Below are 16,815 nucleotides of genomic sequence, written 5' to 3'. Positions count from 1 at the left end.
CTGGAGGAAACTATGTATTTAATAGATAAATTAGATAATGGCATAAGGGTTGTAATGGAAGATATTCCTTATGTGAATTCTGTATCCATTGGAGTTATTATTGATACAGGTTCAATAAAAGAGGACAAGCTAAATTATGGAATATCACATTTCATTGAACATATGTTATTTAAAGGAACAAATAAGAGAACTGCAAAGAATATTGCCGAATCAATAGATAATATAGGGGGGCAGTTAAACGCCTTTACAGGAAAAGAGAGTACTTGTTTTTATGCTAAGGTGCTATATAATCATTACGATATAGCGCTAGATGTATTATCAGATATGCTCTGCAACTCAGTTTTTGCCGAAGAGGAAATCGAAAAAGAAAAATCGGTTATATTAGAGGAAATAAATATGTATTTAGACTTACCAGAAGATTTAGCTAGTGAGACATTAAATGAGTTAATGTTTAATAACACTTCTTTAGGTCATCCAATACTGGGTACAGAAAATAGTATTAAAGATATAAATAGAGATAAAATTGTTGAATATTTTCATACAAATTATATACCAGAAAACATTGTTATTTCAGTAGCTGGAAAACTAAACACAAAGGAAATTTTAAAAGAATTAAATTATTATTTTGGAAGACTTAATAATACTAATAAATTGCATAATCAAAATATTATTATTAATAATTCATACAGTTTTACTAATAAACTAAAAGGAATTTATAAAGATACAGAACAATTAAATTTATGTATAGGAATGGAAGGTGTATCTTATTTATCTAATCAAATGGAAGCTTTATTAGTATTAAACAATGTTGTCGGTGGTAGTATGAGTTCTAGACTGTTTCAAAAAATCCGTGAAGAATTAGCTATCGCTTATATAATCGAGTCCTTTCCTTCTCCTTTTAAAGACATAGGTGTTTTTAATATGTATGTAGGGTTAGATTCTACTCAGATACTTAAGACATTAGATTATATTGCTATGGAAATTAATGATATTAAGAAAAATCTAATTACAAAAGAAGAATTAGCTAAATCCAAAGAGCAGCTAAAAGGTAGCTATGTACTAGGAATGGAAGGAACATTTAGTAGAATGTATGAAATTGGTAAATCATTATCAATATATAATATTGTAGAATCACCTGCTGAAGTATTAGAAAAAATTGAAAAGGTGAATATCGAAGATATATATAATCTAGTTAATATTGTTTTTAATAAAGAAAAAGTAAATATTGCTTATGTTGGTGAACTTCCTGAGAAAGATTCTACTGAAGAAAAAATTAAAAATATACTATTTTAAGGAGGGTAATGATGAAAATAAATATTATCAACAAGAGCCAAATGGAATTACCAGAGTATAAGACAAATGGTTCTGCAGGATTAGATTTAAAAGCAGATATACAGGCTCCTATTGAGTTAAAATCTTTAGAAAGGGTATTGGTTCCAACTGGTCTTTATATTTCAATACCGGAAGGATATGAGGTTCAAATAAGAGGAAGATCTGGACTTGCATTAAAGCATGGAATAACATTAGCAAATGGTATAGGAACAATTGATAGCGATTATAGAGGGGAAATAGGAGTAATTCTTGTCAATCTCAGCAATGAACCATATATTATAAATAGAGCTGATAGAATCGCCCAAATGGTATTTATAAAATATGAAAAAGTAGAACTTATAGAAGTTGATGATTTAGATAATACAGAAAGAGGAAAAGGCGGATTTGGTCATTCTGGATATTAGTTATCATAAATAATGTTATCATAATTGATAATGCATATTCTTGGATTATATCTCATAATATTAGATATAATTAATTTGATAGGAGGAGATATTATGAGATTAACAGAGTTAGGGGATAAAGAAATAGTAAATCTAAATAATGGTGGACGGCTTGGACTAATAGCTGATAGTGACTTTTTGATTGATGAAAATACGGGCAAAATCATATCTTTATTAGTTCCTGAAAGAAAATTTAGCCTAAGAATTTTTGGTTTAGAAAACAATGGTACTGAAATCCCTTGGAACGCCATTAGAAAGATTGGTTATGATATGATAATAATTGAATTAGATTCATAGTACTTATATAGTATAGAATTTTCAGCATATATCTTATGATGTATGCTGTTTTTATTGTGGAATATTATTAGGTTTATAAGTAAATGATATTATTATTAATTATTTTAGGAGGAATATATGGAATTTAAATCTAGTAGTAAAGACAATGAAAAAGACAAAGATAATGGAAACAACTCCAATGATCAAAAGGACAATTTAGATAACATTAAAGAAATTGGTATTGCAAATGTTCCAGAAACAAAAAATAACATTCAATTTATATCAATTATAGGAGAAATCGAAGGACATACAATAGCAGCTAGTGATAGAAAGGCAACTAAATATGAACATATTATTCCTTTGCTTATAGCAGCTCAACAGGATCCAAAGATTCAAGGTTTATTTATTATATTGAATACTGTTGGGGGCGATGTAGAAGCAGGCTTAGCCCTTTCAGAATTAATTAACTCTGTAGATAAACCGAAAGTATCTTTAGTGTTAGGAGGAGGTCATAGCATTGGAGTGCCATTAGCTACATCAGCAGATTATTCCTTTATTGTACCTACGGCAACTATGACATTACATCCAATTAGAACTACGGGGCTAGTAATAGGAGTACCACAGACCTTTAGATATTTTCAGAAAATGCAACAAAGAATTAATAACTTTATAATAAGAACTTCTAAAATTGAAATGGAAACTTTATCAAAATTAATGTATTCAACAGATGAAATAGCAAATGATGTTGGTACTATATTAGTTGGAGAGGAAGCGGTAGATTATAATTTGATAGATTATGTTGGTGGTTTTTCAGATGCTTTAAATAAACTAAAGGAAATGATAGATAGTAAAAAAGAAATAGAATAGCATACCAAAATATGCTATAATAAGTGCATGTACTTAAAGGGGGTACTCACTTTACTTATATAATTTTTAATATAGTAGTACTTATAAAGTAATTAACAATAATACTATTTTATTGTTTAAAGAATTTGAGGTGAATTAATTGGCTAAAGGTAAAAGTAAAGGTTCTAATAAAGCTCAAGAAAAACAGAACATAAATAAGGATATAATAGGTATTATTATAATCTCAGTTGGTTTATTGTCTTCTCTTAGTTTATTTAGTTCAAAGATGGGATTAATTGGTTCTATGATTAGAGGAATTTCATTTTTTTTAATGGGCATAGGAGGTTATATATTTCCTATTGCTATTATTGGTGGGGGAATAATATTTATTAAAGATAAGTTTAATTCTAAAGAGGCAAAAACTATTTTATCCATGGTAATTGTATTTTTCTGTATTTTGGTTATTTTAGATTCAACAAATCCTTTTGATTCTAGTTTTATAGATCGAATGAAGAGTTCTATTGAACTTAGTAAAGAAGTAAAAGGTGGTGGAATAATAGGCGGATTTTTTGGTTTCTTTTTCTATAATTTATTTGGTATAATTGGTTCTTATTTAGTTTTAGGAGTTATAATTGCAATTAATCTTTTATTAATAACTGAAATTAGAGTTAAAGACATTATCATTTTATTATCTAACAGGTCAGCAAAGTTTATTAAACCTAACAAAATAGTAAAATCTGATAATAAATCTAAGCCCAAAATTACTAATGATAAGCATATAGAGCCTAATAAAGAAGATATTAGAATTTTGGACTATACTAAAAATGTGCAAAAAGATTCTTTGAAAGAAACTAATGTGAAGCAAGAAATAGAAAGTATTGATAGTGAGATAAAATTAAATCAAAATAAGTCTACTGCAAGTACATATATTAAACCATCTCTTTCTTTACTTAAATCACCTGCTCATAATACTGATTCTGATGATAAAAAAGACATATTGAATAATGCAAAAATTATTGAAGAGACTATGAGAAACTTTGGTATAGATGCAACCATTGTTCAAATAAATAAAGGTCCTACCATTACTTGCTATGAGTTACAACCTTCTCCAGGAATAAAACTAAGTAAAATCGTTTCCTTATCTGACAATATATCTTTAAGCTTAGCTTCTACTGATATAAGGATTGAAGCACCAATACCTGGTAAGGCAGCTGTTGGAATTGAAGTCCCTAATAAAACGAAAAGTAGTGTATTGTTGAAGGAGATAATAACATCAGAAGAATATGAAAATATTGATTCAAATATACCTCTAGCTTTAGGTAAGGATGTATCTGGAAAAGTTATTGTTTCATCAATCGACAAAATGCCACATTTACTTATTGCTGGAGCTACAGGATCTGGTAAATCTGTATGTATTAATACCATTATTATGAATATCCTATATAAATCATCTCCTGATGATGTAAAGTTGCTACTAATAGATCCAAAAGTTGTAGAGCTAAGCATATATAATGGGATACCTCATCTACTAATTCCAGTTGTCACTGATGCTAAAAAAGCTGCATTTGCGCTTAATTGGGCAGTTGAAGAAATGGAAAAGAGATACAAATTATTTGCTAAAAATAATGTAAGAGATATTGCTTCCTATAATAGTAAGATCAAAGATAATCAAGAAAATAAGCTACCTAATATTGTTATTATAATAGATGAATTAGCAGACTTAATGATGGTGGCAGCTCAAGAGATAGAGGATTATATTTGTAGATTGGCTCAAATGGCCAGAGCAGCAGGCATGTACTTAATAGTAGCTACACAAAGGCCATCAGTAGATGTTATCACTGGCACAATAAAAGCCAATATTCCTTCAAGGATTTCCTTTGCTGTATCTTCTCAAGTGGATTCTAGGACCATATTAGATATGGCTGGTGCTGAAAAATTATTAGGAAAAGGAGATATGCTTTTTTATCCATCGTTTTATTCAAAACCTTCTAGGATACAGGGAGCTTTTATATCAGATGTGGAAGTTGAGATGGTAGTTAATTCTTTGAAGGAACAAGATATAACTGTATATGATGAGGATATTATTGAGATAGTTCAAAACCCAAAAGAAATATTATTAGATGATAGTGATGATCTATTACCAACTGCTATTACTTTAGTAGTAGAAGAGGGACAGGCATCCATATCCCTATTGCAAAGAAGGTTAAAGATAGGCTATGCAAGAGCAGCAAGAATTGTAGATGAAATGGAAGAAAGAGGTATTATTGGTGGTTATGAGGGTAGTAAGCCTAGAAAGGTACTAGTCTCACAAGAAGAGTTAGAGTCGATGTCTAAGGAGAGATAAAATGAATGCTATGAAGGTTTTTGTAGTAACTTTAGGATGTTCTAAAAATGAAATAGATTCAGAATTGATGTTAAGTATCTTAAAAAATGATGATTATATAGTTGCAAATGCACTAGAAGATGCTGATATTATTATAGTTAATACATGTGGTTTTATAGAAAAAGCTAAAGAGGAATCTATAGAGACCATATGGGAAATGTGTAGATATAAATCTGAGGGCAATTGTAAATATATAATATTGTCAGGTTGTTTAGCTCAAAGATATTCTAAAGAATTAATGAATGAAATCCCTGATATAGATGCAATTTTAGGTACTGGAAATATTAAAGAAATTTCTACTATAATCAGTGAATTAAATCAAAATAATACACGAGTTGAAAGAATTGATAATATTAATATTAATTATTTAGAAGATGTTAAAAGGATTAATTTTAATACAACTGAATATGTTCGTATCTCTGAAGGGTGCGATAATTTTTGCACATATTGTATCATTCCTAAGCTAAGGGGGAAACATAGAAGTAGAAAAATGGAAGATATAATTGAAGAAGTTGAATACCTAGCGCAAAATGGAGTTAAGGAAGTTATTTTAATTGGACAAAATACATCAGACTATGGAATTGATTTATATAATGAATATTCTTTGTCTAAATTGCTTGATAAATTAAATACTATAGATGGAATTGTATGGATTAGAGTATTGTATTTATATCCCGATAATTTCACTGATGAATTAATTGTATCTATTGGTGAAAACAATAAAGTCGTAAAATATGTAGATATACCTTTACAGCATGTTAATAATAATGTATTAAAGAGAATGAATAGAAGAACTAGTAAAGAAGACATAAAGCTACTTATCAACAAGCTTAGAAAAGAAATACCAAATATCATTATTAGAACAACTTTTATCGTAGGGTTTCCAGGTGAAACAGAAAATGAGTTTAATGAGCTCTATGATTTTGTTGATGAAACCAAATTTGATAGGTTAGGTGTATTTACCTATTCACAAGAAGAAGATACTCCTGCTTTTAGTCTTCCTAATCAAATTGATAAAGAGATAAAAGAAATAAGACAAGATAAAATTATGGAACTTCAATTATGTATTTCTGAAAATATAATGAGCTCTAAAGTAGGAGAAGAATATATTGTTCTTATTGAAGAATTAAGCGAAGAAAATATTTACATTGGAAGATCTTATATGGATAGCCCTGATATTGATGGAGTTGTTTATGTTCATAGTTCAGATAATATTGAAATAGGTACTTTTATAAAAGTAAAAGTTACTGATTCAATGGAATACGATATAATTGGGGAGGAAATTAAATGAATTTAGCAAATAAAATTACTATTTTTAGAGTCTTTTTAGTTCCTTTGTTTATGGTAGTATTATATTCTAATATACCATATAGTACTTATGTAGCTGCTGGAATATTTATATTTGCATCATTAACAGATACTTTAGATGGATATATTGCTAGAAGTAGAAATATGATTACTGACTTTGGAAAATTCATAGATCCTTTAGCTGATAAGGTTTTAGTTTCAGCTGCTTTGATATCTTTAGTTGAATTAGGTAAAGTCCCTGGGTGGGTTGTTGTTATAATTATTGCTCGTGAATTTACAATAACTGGTTTTAGAGTAATAGCTGCTTCTGCTGGGATTACTATAGCTGCCAGCTCATTAGGTAAGGTAAAGACTATTACACAATTAGTTGCTGTAATTTTATTATTGATAAACAACTATCCATTTAATATATTGGATATTCCTTTTGACATAATTATGTTATATATTTCCTTGTTTTTTACAGTGCTTTCTGGCATAGAATATATTTATAAAAATAAATCAGTTTTAAAATTAGGACAAAAATAATAGGGGATAATAATATGGAAACTGAAATATTTGAAATTTTAATGAAAAGAAAACATAAAATAGGCTTTTGTGAATCCTGTACTGGTGGTCTAATAAGTAGCCGTTTTAGCCAAATTCCTGGTGTATCTGAAGTATTTGATAGAAGTATAATTACTTATAGTAATCTTTCAAAAGTAGAAGAAGTTGGAGTAAATCAAACTACTTTGGAAGAACATGGTGCAGTAAGCGAAGAAACTGCTTTGGAAATGGCTAAAGGTCTATTGAATAAGTCAAATAGTTTGGATATAGTTTTATCTGTAACCGGAGTTGCAGGGCCAAGTGGTGGAACAAAAGAAAAACCTGTGGGTTTAGTGTATTTATGTATTTCTACTAGAACTTCATCAAAAGTTATTAAATGTAATTTTGATGGAAATAGAAAGTCTATACAAGAAAAAGTATCCACTAGAGCATTTTCAGAATTGAGAAAATTTTTATTAAATATTTAATTGACTTAGTCTTAAATATATAGTAATATATAAATAGAACTAGAGTTCGTAAAGAGAAAGGGGTGAATCCAGTTTAACTGGAATGCATATGAGTGATAATATTGAAAAGAAAAAAGCTTTAGATTTAGCTCTTAGTCAGATAGAAAAGCAATTTGGCAAAGGTTCTATCATGAAATTAGGGGAAAAAACAAAAATGAATATTGATGTAATCCCTACGGGATGTATGGACTTAGATATTGCATTAGGTATAGGGGGAATACCAAGAGGTAGAATTATAGAAATTTATGGTCCAGAATCTTCAGGGAAAACTACAGTTTCACTTCATGTAGTAGCGGAAGCACAAAAACTTGGAGGAATAGCCGCATTTATAGATGCTGAACATGCTTTAGATCCTTCTTACGCAAAAAAATTAGGTGTAGATGTTGAAGAATTAGTTATATCACAACCTGATACTGGTGAGCAAGGGTTGGAAATAACTGAAGCTTTAGTAAGATCAGGAGCAGTAGATATTGTTGTTGTAGACTCAGTAGCAGCCTTAGTACCTAAAGCTGAAATTGAAGGTGAGATGGGTGATAGTCATATGGGACTTCAAGCTAGACTTATGTCACAAGCACTTAGAAAGTTAGCTGGAGCCATAAATAAATCTAATACAACTGTAATATTTATTAATCAACTTAGGGAAAAAATAGGTGTAATGTTTGGTAATCCTGAAACAACAACAGGAGGTAGAGCATTGAAATTCTATGCTAGTGTAAGGCTAGATGTTAGAAGAATTGACTCTCTTAAACAAGGTGATGAGATAGTTGGAAATAGAACAAGAGTAAAAGTTGTAAAAAACAAAGTTGCTCCACCTTTTAAACTAGCAGAATTTGATATAATGTACGGATTAGGAATATCAAAAGAAGGTAGCATACTTGATGCTGGTGTAACAACTGATATAGTTAATAAATCTGGATCTTGGTATAGCTATAATGACAATAAACTTGGGCAAGGTAGAGAAAACTCTAAAGACTTCTTAAGAGATAATCCTGAAATAATGTTAGAGATTGAAAACAGAATTCGTCAAAAAATTAGTTCATTAGGAGAAGAGCAAAATTCTGTAGAAGTGATAGAAGAATCTAATAAAAAGAATGAATAATTAATTTAACCTCCTTTTAAAGGAGGTTTTGTATGTGAGGTGATTATCTTGAAGCTTTTGTTTTTTACTGATACACATATTAAAGGAATCTCACCTAAAAATAGGAAAGATTCTTTTATTGATACAGTTGAGAAAAAATTTACAGAAATATCTAGTATAATTAAACAAAACAATGTGGACTTTGTCCTACATGGTGGAGATTTGTTTGATAGACCTGATATTTCAATATCTATAGTTAGTAGATTTGCAAGTATACTAAATGATATTAATGTTCCTATTTATTTAATAAGTGGAAATCACGATATATATGGACATAATCCTGATACTGTGAAGAGAACTATGTTGGGCTTGATGGATGTATTAGGAGTTATTAAGTTAATTAATAGTGGAGAAAAAGCTATTCTTGAAAAAGATGGTATTAAGGTTCAATTAACAGGTCAACCATATGTTTATGATATTGATTCACCAAATAACATAGACTACTATTTATTAAGTGAAGTGCCTAAAGACATAAATTTCTCTATTCATATGGTACATGGTATGTTATTAGATAAGCCATTTGTAAAAGGCATTCCTTACACTCTTGTAGATGATATAAAAAACACTTTAGCTGATATTACTCTAACAGGTCATTATCATGCAGGATTTAAAACAATAGAAGTTGATGGAAAATATTTTATTAATCCTGGTAGTCTAGTAAGAATAACAAATAGTTTAAATGAAATAAATAGAATACCAAAAGTCATTTTAATTGAGTTATCAGATCAAATTAATATAAAGGAAATTCCTCTAGTTTCTGCATTACCTGGAGAAGAAGTACTTGATAAAAAAGAAATTGAAAAAAACATTTTTAAGAGCGAAAGAATGCTAGAATTCAAACAAACCATAGATGAATCTTTAGACTTTGAAAAAATGGATATTAATGAAATCTTAATTGAAGTATCTAGTGCTGAAGGTGTAAGTGATGATGTAAAAATTGAAGCATTAAGAAGAATTGCACTTATCCAAATGAAAGGTTTAAGTGGTGAGTGATATGAAATATATTGAAAAAGTAATACTGGAAAACTTTCAGTCTCATAAATATACTGTTATGGAATTCAATAATCAATTAAATGTAATTGTAGGCCCATCTGATAGTGGAAAAACTGCAATTTTAAGGGGAATAAGGTGGGCTTTATATAACGAACCCTCTGGAGATTATTTTATTAGAGAAGGCGAAAATGAATGCAGTGTAACAATTGTTTTTAATGATAAAACTAAAATAAAGAGATTTAGAAACAAGAGTAAAAACGCCTATATCCTTTATGATTCAGATAATAATGAATCAAAATTTGAAGGCTTTGGTACATCTGTACCTCAAGAAATCATTGATAAAACAGGAATTAAGAAGATACCTTTAGATAAGGATTTATCTACTGCTATTAATATAAGCGATCAATTAGAAGGAGCCTTTTTATTATCTGAACGAGGTTCAACAAGAGCAAACTCTATAGGTATATTAGTAGGAGTTAATATTATTGATGATGCTTTAAGAGAAACCCTAAAAGATAATCGTACTCTATCTACTAATCAAAAAATTATAGATGACAACATAGTAAAGCTAAAGGATGAATTATTAGAATATGACTACCTAGAAGCCTTGAAGGGAAAGGTTGATTCCGTACAAATCATTAGAGACCAAATAATATATAAGACCAATATTCTATCTAAATATAAGCTGTTACATGAAAAGTCACTTTCTGTTTTTCTAGAAAAACAAGAGGTCAAATATTATATAGATAAACTTAGAGGAACAAAATTATTAGAAGATAAATTAAAGGATATTTCTGTAGGAATTAATAAACTTAATTATTATGAGAAGAAACATATTCTTATTAAGAAGTTATCAATAGATATATATGAGGACACGAATATTATTAATAGATTAAGAGATATTAATCGTGCTGATAAAATAGTAGCTGAATCAAATATAAGATATAACTCAATTCTACAATTTACTGAGTTTAAATCAAAATTAGAGCATTATTCTAAAGAAATTAATGATTTAAGTAAATTAACAGATAAATTAATCTCATTAAATTTAGTCTCTAAAAACATTAAAATAATAGATAGCATGATTCTAAATCTAAGCAAATTTAATGTATTGAATGACAAATTAATTTCGTTGCAAAAAAGCATCGTTATAGGAGATAAATATATCGAAAAACTTAAGAATATATATATAATATCAAATATACAGACACATTTACAACAAAATATACTCTTTATAAATAGACTACAAGATTTGTGCAAACTATATAAGCAAAATCAACAGGAAACAAGAATATCTATAAATTTAATTGAAGAGTATAATGGAATTTTAGAGAAAAAATTAGTTAGTTATAAGGATATTTTACTAAAGCAAGGTACTTGTCCATTTTGTTTTAATAATATTGATGATGATAAAATTACTCATATTTTGAGTCATTATATGTAGGAGGTCTAAAAATGAACTATGAAAAAGAACTTAATGATTTAAAAGAAAACCTAGAAAAAGCAAAAAGCTTGAAATATAAAGCTGAAGCTAGACTAGAGCAACTAAATAAGCAGGAAGAAGAGATTGTAAAGGAATTAAAAGAACTTGGTATAGCGCCTAATGAATTAGAGAGCGAAATTTCAAAGCTAACAGCAGAAATTAATAGATTATTTGTAGAAGCCAATGAGTTATTGCCAAAAGACTTATTAGAAAAGAAGTGATTATATGATTAATAGTATACAGGACTTAGACTATTATTTATCTCAATCAAAAGAATATTTGTCTAGAGAATTAGGTAAAAGAGACAAAATTATTCAGCAATTAAACTCTTATGAAGAAACACTTGGTAAAATTGAGCTGCAAATAGATCTGTTAAACAAAGTAAATGTTTTATTGCAAAAAACTTCTGAATTTGCTAGAGAACAAGCCAAAAATCAAGTTGAATCATTAGTTACAAAATGTTTACAATTTATTTTTGAATCTAAAATTGAATTTTTAATTGAAATTGAAGAGTTAAGGGGTAAATCAAGTGCTGAATTCTATGTAGTTAATGAAATAGAAGATATTATAATTAAAACTAAACCTGAATTATCTAGAGGTGGCGGTGTAGTAGATATTATTTCTTTAGCTCTTAGAATCGCTTTTTTACAAACACATAAGCCCTATATTGAAGGGCCACTTATACTAGATGAACCAGCTAAGCATGTGAGCGATGAATATATTTATAATGTAGCAAATTTTTTAATGCAAACTGCTGAGCTCTTTAATAGACAAATTATAATGGTAACTCACAATCATCATCTAGCAGCTATAGGAAATAACTCTTATAGAGTAGAATTAAATGGTTCAGAAAGTACTGTAATGAAGGTAACATCTTAATTACATCTTGACATTAATCTATAAAAGTAATAAAATTAAACTATATGTACTTAATACATGTAATTAGTAATGCTTTTTTACTCCTATAACGGTAGTTATAGTTAGTTAATGCAAATTGAAATGCAGCGCGAAACTTGAAAATTTTATACAAATGGAGGTGTTTAGTTATTGAAATTTTATTCGCAATTCTTGGAGCAATTATTGGAATTCTCGTTGGTTATTTTATAAGAAAAACTATTGGAGAAGGTAAAATAAATAATGCTGAAGAGTTAGCTAAAAGAACAATTGATGAAGCTGAAAAACAAGGTGAAGCTCGTAAAAAGGAACTCTTATTGGAAGCAAAAGAAGAAATCCACAGATTAAGAAATGAATCTGAGAGAGAAAATCGTGAGCGAAGAAGTGAATTACAAAAATTGGAAAGACGACTTCTTAACAAAGAAGAAAGTATTGACAAAAAAAGTGATTCAATCGAAAGAAAAGAAGAACATTTAGCTAAAAAGCTTAAGGAAGTAGAGGATAAAGAGAGTCAGATTGATGATATCTATAAAAGCCAAGTTTTAGAATTGGAAAGACTTTCTGGTTTATCTTCTGATGAAGCAAAGGAACTATTATTAGATGAAATTAGAAAAGAAATAGTCCATGAATCAGCTATTATGATTAAAGAAATGGAAAGCAAAGCTAAAGAAGAAGCAGAAAAGAAAGCTAGAGAAATTATTACTATTGCTATACAAAAATATGCTGCTGATCATGTAACAGAAACTACTGTAACAGTTGTAGCACTACCAAATGACGAAATGAAGGGTAGAATTATAGGTAGAGAAGGTAGAAATATAAGAACTCTAGAAACTTTAACCGGAATAGATTTAATTATCGATGATACTCCTGAAGCTGTTGTATTATCAGGATTTGATCCTGTTAGAAGAGAAGTAGCTAGAATAGCATTAGAAAAACTTATTGTAGATGGAAGAATACATCCTGCCAGAATAGAGGAAATGGTAGACAAAGCCAAAAAAGAAGTTGATAACATAATACGTGAAGAAGGTGAACAAGCTGCTTTCGACACAGGTGTTCATGGAATTCATCCTGAATTAATCAAACTTTTAGGTAGACTTAAATATAGAACAAGTTATGGTCAAAATGTACTAAAACATTCTATTGAAGTGTCACATTTAGCTGGTATTATGGCTGCAGAATTAGGTGCTGATGTAAAGATTGCTAAGAGAGCCGGGTTATTGCATGATTTAGGAAAAGCTGTAGATCATGAAGTAGAAGGACCTCATGTTGATATCGGTGTAGACTTGGCAAGAAGATATAAGGAATCTAAAGAAGTTATACATGGTATTGCTGCACATCATGGTGATTGTGAACCTCAGACTGTAGAAGCTGTTTTAGTACAGGCTGCAGATGCTATTTCTGCTGCAAGACCAGGTGCAAGAAGAGAAACACTTGAAGCATATATTAAGAGATTACAAAAATTAGAGGAGATTGCAAACTCCTTTGAAGGAATAGAAAGATCTTATGCAATTCAAGCTGGTCGTGAAATTAGGATATTAGTTAAACCAGATGAGATTACTGAAAATCAAATTACGCATACAGCAAGAGAGATTGTGAAGAAAATTGAATCTGAATTAGATTATCCGGGACAAATTAAAGTAAATGTTATCCGTGAAACAAGAGCTATCGAATACGCTAAATAACAATTTTTTAAATAACTATGGAATTAATATTATAATAAAATATATTTAAAAAATTAAGTAAGAGGGGGCTATTTTAATGGATGTATTAAAAGTATCAGCAAAGTCAAATCCAAATTCTGTTGCAGGGGCACTAGCAGGAGTATTGAGAGAAAAAGGCACCGCAGAAATCCAAGCAATTGGTGCAGGGGCTTTGAATCAATCAGTAAAGGCAGTAGCTATTGCACGAGGCTTTGTTGCTCCAAGTGGAATCGATCTTATTTGTATACCAGCCTTCACAGATATAATAATAGATGGTGAAGAAAGAACAGCTATAAAATTAATTATTGAACCAAGATAATCTTATAAAGCCTGCCAAAATTGGCAGGCTTTTATAATAAGCTAGCCCTTTGTAGTGAGTAAATTATTATACTAGGGAAGGAGGGATACGATGAAATTTGATCTTCATGTACATACAAATCATTCTGATGGTCTATTTTCTCCAGAGAAAATTGTAGATCTAGCTGTTGATCAAAATTTAAATGGAATAGCAATTACTGATCATGATACAACTACAGGTATTGAATTTGCTATTAATCATAGTAAAAGATATAAAAATTTTGAGGTAATACCTGGCATTGAAATTAGTTGTGTTTATAATGATAATGAGGTTCATATTTTAGGATATTTTATAGATTATAATAACAAAGATATTATTACAATTACAAATAAATTAAAGTCATCTAGATTGACTCGTGGGATTGAAATTGTAAATAAAATTAATCAATTAGGACTTGATATTTCATTGGAGGAGGTTAAGGAATTTTCTGGTGAAGAATATATAGGACGTCCTCATATTGCAAGAGTAATGGTTAAAAAAGACTATGTAACTGATATTCAAGATGCATTCAATAAATACTTAGATAGAGGTAAACCTGCTTATGTTGAAAGATATAAAATTAGCATAAAGGAGACAATTTCCCTAATTAAAAATGCAGGAGGGATTGCTGTCCTAGCTCATCCTGGTTTATTAAAAGACAAAAATATAATAGATTATTGCATATCTCTTGGAATAGATGGTTTAGAATGTATTCACTCAAAACATAGTAAATCAGTCGTAGAAAACTTATCAATTATAGCAAGAGCCAATAATTTAATTATAACAGGAGGATCCGATTTTCATGGTGATCTAATAAATGGCGAAATAATTCTTGGAAAGTACTTTATTAATCTTCAAAATATTTTAGAGATGAAGGAGAGGATGTAGATGACTATTTATAAGGGAGAAAGACAAAGACAATTTCCTACTAAAGTAAGTACGACTTCATTTGTTAAATTATACATTCTTCATCTTATAAATGAAAAGAGCTATTACGGCAACGAGATTAAAGATGAAATCAAAAAAAGGCTTGATAATAAATGGGAACCAAGCCCTGGTATGATTTATCCTTTACTTCAAGAGATGGAAACTGAAGGGTATATAGTAGGGTGGTGGGATGAACCAAATAAAAGGTCTATTAAAAGATACAGGATTACTGATAATGGTATTAAACATTATAAACTATTATTACTACAAAATAAGCCTGCTTTTGAAGACTCTTTACTTATTGTTAAAAATGTGTTAAAAGATATATATGGACAAAAAATATAACTATATTGTGGAGGTATGATTATCTATGAATTTTAATCTATCAAAAAAAGGACTAAGAATTGCTCCTTCAGTAACACTCGAAATAACTGCAAAAGCAAAAGCAATGAAGGACTCTGGAATCGATGTAATTAGCTTTGGAGCTGGTGAACCAGATTTCAATACTCCGGAGAATATTCAAAACGAAGGTATCAGAGCTATTAAAGAAGGATTAACTAGGTATACTCCAGCTTCTGGAATTATTGAGCTTAAAAAAGCTGTTTGCGATAAATTTAAGAAGGATAATGGACTTGAGTATAAGCCTAGTAATATTATAATATCATCTGGTGCAAAGCATTCTTTACACAATGCATTGATGGCAATATTAAATCCAGGAGATGAAGTAATATTTGGGGTTCCTTATTGGGTAAGCTATGCTGAACTTGTGAATTTAGCTGATGGTGTTCCTGTATACATACAAACACAAGAAGAAAATGGTTTCAAATTTAATGTAGGTGATTTAAACAATGCTTTAACATCTAAAACAAAAGCTATTATATTAAATAGTCCTAGCAATCCAACGGGGGCAATATATACTGAAGAAGAATTAAAAGCAATTGCTAATTGGGCTGTAAAAAATAATATATTTGTTATTTCTGATGAGATTTATGAAGAGTTGGTATACGATGGTCATAAACATATTAGTATCGCTTCCTTTAATGATGATATTAAAAATCTCAGTATAGTTGTTAATGGAATGTCAAAAGCATATGCTATGACTGGATGGAGAATAGGATATGCTGCTGCTCATGAAGATATAATAAAAGTCATGAGTAATATTCAAAGTCATGCTACTTCTAATCCTTGTTCAATTTCTCAATATGCCAGCGTAGAAGGACTAATTGGTGATCAAAGTAGTGTCCAAGAAATGAAAAAGCATTTTATAGAGAGAAGGAACTATATGGAAGAAACCATAAACTCAATTAAGGGTTTAAGCTGTAGAAAGCCGCAAGGAGCTTTTTATATAATGGTAAACTTTACTAAACTACTTGGTAAAACAATTAGAGGTAGAGTTATTAATTCATCATTAGATTTTGCAAGTTTATTACTAGAAGAAGGAAATGTAGCAGTTGTTCCGGGGATTGCTTTTGGTGATGATAAATATATAAGATTATCATATGCAACTTCCTTGGATAATATTAAAAAAGGTCTAGATAGAATAAAACAAATAGTAGAAGAATAAAATATTTCCGAACATTATAATTTAAAATTTTATAAAGAGTCTACATAACAATATTATGTAGACTCTTTATTTATATGTAACTAGATTTAGAACAAAAGTAGACATAATATCATTATGTCTACTTTTGTGTTTTCATAGAAAG

The 16,815-nt window shown here is 29.4% G+C and carries 18 protein-coding genes; all 18 read left to right on the top strand.

All coding sequences use genetic code 11. The features are described 5' to 3' along the window. Nucleotides 1-12 precede the first annotated feature (12 nt). Nucleotides 13-1,293, top strand: coding sequence for a pitrilysin family protein (locus RIN63_RS06385; RefSeq protein WP_310443871.1), 1,281 nt, complete (start codon nucleotides 13-15; stop codon nucleotides 1,291-1,293). An 11-nt stretch (nucleotides 1,294-1,304) separates the two neighbouring features. Beyond that, complete coding sequence (gene dut, locus RIN63_RS06380) at nucleotides 1,305-1,736, top strand: dUTP diphosphatase (protein ID WP_310443870.1); 432 nt, start codon at nucleotides 1,305-1,307, stop codon at nucleotides 1,734-1,736. Between the two features lie 93 nt (nucleotides 1,737-1,829). Next, nucleotides 1,830-2,072 (top strand): YlmC/YmxH family sporulation protein, encoded by a 243-nt coding sequence (locus RIN63_RS06375; RefSeq protein ID WP_310443869.1) that lies wholly within the window; start codon nucleotides 1,830-1,832, stop codon nucleotides 2,070-2,072. Between the two features lie 117 nt (nucleotides 2,073-2,189). Further along, nucleotides 2,190-2,918 (top strand): ATP-dependent Clp protease proteolytic subunit, encoded by a 729-nt coding sequence (locus tag RIN63_RS06370; RefSeq protein WP_310443868.1) that lies wholly within the window; start codon nucleotides 2,190-2,192, stop codon nucleotides 2,916-2,918. Nucleotides 2,919-3,057: 139 nt separating this feature from the next. After that, a complete protein-coding gene (locus tag RIN63_RS06365) occupies nucleotides 3,058-5,241 on the top strand; it encodes a DNA translocase FtsK (protein ID WP_310443867.1) in 2,184 nt (727 codons plus the stop codon). 1 nt (nucleotide 5,242) lies between these two features. Then, on the top strand, nucleotides 5,243-6,571 hold the full coding sequence (gene rimO / locus RIN63_RS06360) for a 30S ribosomal protein S12 methylthiotransferase RimO (RefSeq protein ID WP_310443865.1): 1,329 nt from the start codon (nucleotides 5,243-5,245) through the stop codon (nucleotides 6,569-6,571). Then, on the top strand, nucleotides 6,568-7,113 hold the full coding sequence (gene pgsA / locus RIN63_RS06355; protein WP_310443864.1) for a CDP-diacylglycerol--glycerol-3-phosphate 3-phosphatidyltransferase: 546 nt from the start codon (nucleotides 6,568-6,570) through the stop codon (nucleotides 7,111-7,113). The genes rimO and pgsA overlap by 4 nt, the downstream gene beginning before the upstream one ends. A gap of 14 nt (nucleotides 7,114-7,127) precedes the next feature. Then, nucleotides 7,128-7,598, top strand: coding sequence for a CinA family protein (locus RIN63_RS06350; RefSeq protein ID WP_310443863.1), 471 nt, complete (start codon nucleotides 7,128-7,130; stop codon nucleotides 7,596-7,598). 88 nt (nucleotides 7,599-7,686) lie between these two features. Then, entirely contained in the window at nucleotides 7,687-8,736 is a 1,050-nt protein-coding gene (recA, locus tag RIN63_RS06345; RefSeq protein ID WP_310443862.1) for a recombinase RecA, read from the top strand. A 39-nt stretch (nucleotides 8,737-8,775) separates the two neighbouring features. Then, nucleotides 8,776-9,768, top strand: a complete 993-nt coding sequence (locus RIN63_RS06340; protein WP_310443861.1) for a metallophosphoesterase — start codon at nucleotides 8,776-8,778, stop codon at nucleotides 9,766-9,768. A gap of 1 nt (nucleotide 9,769) precedes the next feature. After that, nucleotides 9,770-11,212: an AAA family ATPase gene (locus RIN63_RS06335; RefSeq protein WP_310444105.1), complete on the top strand. Its 1,443-nt coding sequence runs from the start codon at nucleotides 9,770-9,772 to the stop codon at nucleotides 11,210-11,212. Nucleotides 11,213-11,223: 11 nt separating this feature from the next. Next, nucleotides 11,224-11,472: a hypothetical protein gene (locus RIN63_RS06330; protein WP_310443860.1), complete on the top strand. Its 249-nt coding sequence runs from the start codon at nucleotides 11,224-11,226 to the stop codon at nucleotides 11,470-11,472. A 4-nt stretch (nucleotides 11,473-11,476) separates the two neighbouring features. Further along, a complete protein-coding gene (locus tag RIN63_RS06325) occupies nucleotides 11,477-12,130 on the top strand; it encodes an ATPase (protein WP_310443859.1) in 654 nt (217 codons plus the stop codon). Nucleotides 12,131-12,270: 140 nt separating this feature from the next. Beyond that, nucleotides 12,271-13,827: a ribonuclease Y gene (gene rny, locus RIN63_RS06320; RefSeq protein WP_310444104.1), complete on the top strand. Its 1,557-nt coding sequence runs from the start codon at nucleotides 12,271-12,273 to the stop codon at nucleotides 13,825-13,827. A 76-nt stretch (nucleotides 13,828-13,903) separates the two neighbouring features. Further along, complete coding sequence (locus RIN63_RS06315; protein WP_310443858.1) at nucleotides 13,904-14,164, top strand: stage V sporulation protein S; 261 nt, start codon at nucleotides 13,904-13,906, stop codon at nucleotides 14,162-14,164. A gap of 90 nt (nucleotides 14,165-14,254) precedes the next feature. Further along, nucleotides 14,255-15,070, top strand: a complete 816-nt coding sequence (locus RIN63_RS06310; RefSeq protein WP_310443857.1) for a PHP domain-containing protein — start codon at nucleotides 14,255-14,257, stop codon at nucleotides 15,068-15,070. Next, the gene (locus tag RIN63_RS06305) at nucleotides 15,071-15,454 is read left to right on the top strand and encodes a PadR family transcriptional regulator (protein WP_310443856.1); all 384 of its coding nucleotides are present in this window, start codon (nucleotides 15,071-15,073) and stop codon (nucleotides 15,452-15,454) included. Nucleotides 15,455-15,479: 25 nt separating this feature from the next. Beyond that, complete coding sequence (locus RIN63_RS06300) at nucleotides 15,480-16,673, top strand: pyridoxal phosphate-dependent aminotransferase (RefSeq protein WP_310443855.1); 1,194 nt, start codon at nucleotides 15,480-15,482, stop codon at nucleotides 16,671-16,673. Nucleotides 16,674-16,815: the final 142 nt, after the last annotated feature.

Source organism: Tissierella sp. (assembly GCF_031460495.1).
GTDB lineage: Bacteria > Bacillota > Clostridia > Tissierellales > Tissierellaceae > JAVKTS01.
The sequence above is the reverse complement of the archived record's forward strand: the minus strand, read 5'-3'. Positions and strand labels throughout refer to the sequence as shown.

Excerpts from the sequence above, each read along its gene's own strand:
- RIN63_RS06370 (WP_310443868.1), top strand. The coding sequence starts at position 2,190 with ATGGAATTTAAATCTAGTAGTAAAGACAATGAAAAAGACAAAGATAAT.
- RIN63_RS06305 (WP_310443856.1), top strand. The coding sequence starts at position 15,071 with ATGACTATTTATAAGGGAGAAAGACAAAGACAATTTCCTACTAAAGTA.
- RIN63_RS06315 (WP_310443858.1), top strand. The coding sequence starts at position 13,904 with ATGGATGTATTAAAAGTATCAGCAAAGTCAAATCCAAATTCTGTTGCA.
- dut (WP_310443870.1), top strand. The coding sequence starts at position 1,305 with ATGAAAATAAATATTATCAACAAGAGCCAAATGGAATTACCAGAGTAT.
- recA (WP_310443862.1), top strand. The coding sequence starts at position 7,687 with ATGAGTGATAATATTGAAAAGAAAAAAGCTTTAGATTTAGCTCTTAGT.
- RIN63_RS06335 (WP_310444105.1), top strand. The coding sequence starts at position 9,770 with ATGAAATATATTGAAAAAGTAATACTGGAAAACTTTCAGTCTCATAAA.
- RIN63_RS06330 (WP_310443860.1), top strand. The coding sequence starts at position 11,224 with ATGAACTATGAAAAAGAACTTAATGATTTAAAAGAAAACCTAGAAAAA.
- RIN63_RS06325 (WP_310443859.1), top strand. The coding sequence starts at position 11,477 with ATGATTAATAGTATACAGGACTTAGACTATTATTTATCTCAATCAAAA.
- RIN63_RS06375 (WP_310443869.1), top strand. The coding sequence starts at position 1,830 with ATGAGATTAACAGAGTTAGGGGATAAAGAAATAGTAAATCTAAATAAT.
- RIN63_RS06300 (WP_310443855.1), top strand. The coding sequence starts at position 15,480 with ATGAATTTTAATCTATCAAAAAAAGGACTAAGAATTGCTCCTTCAGTA.
- pgsA (WP_310443864.1), top strand. The coding sequence starts at position 6,568 with ATGAATTTAGCAAATAAAATTACTATTTTTAGAGTCTTTTTAGTTCCT.
- RIN63_RS06350 (WP_310443863.1), top strand. The coding sequence starts at position 7,128 with ATGGAAACTGAAATATTTGAAATTTTAATGAAAAGAAAACATAAAATA.
- RIN63_RS06310 (WP_310443857.1), top strand. The coding sequence starts at position 14,255 with ATGAAATTTGATCTTCATGTACATACAAATCATTCTGATGGTCTATTT.
- RIN63_RS06385 (WP_310443871.1), top strand. The coding sequence starts at position 13 with ATGTATTTAATAGATAAATTAGATAATGGCATAAGGGTTGTAATGGAA.
- rimO (WP_310443865.1), top strand. The coding sequence starts at position 5,243 with ATGAATGCTATGAAGGTTTTTGTAGTAACTTTAGGATGTTCTAAAAAT.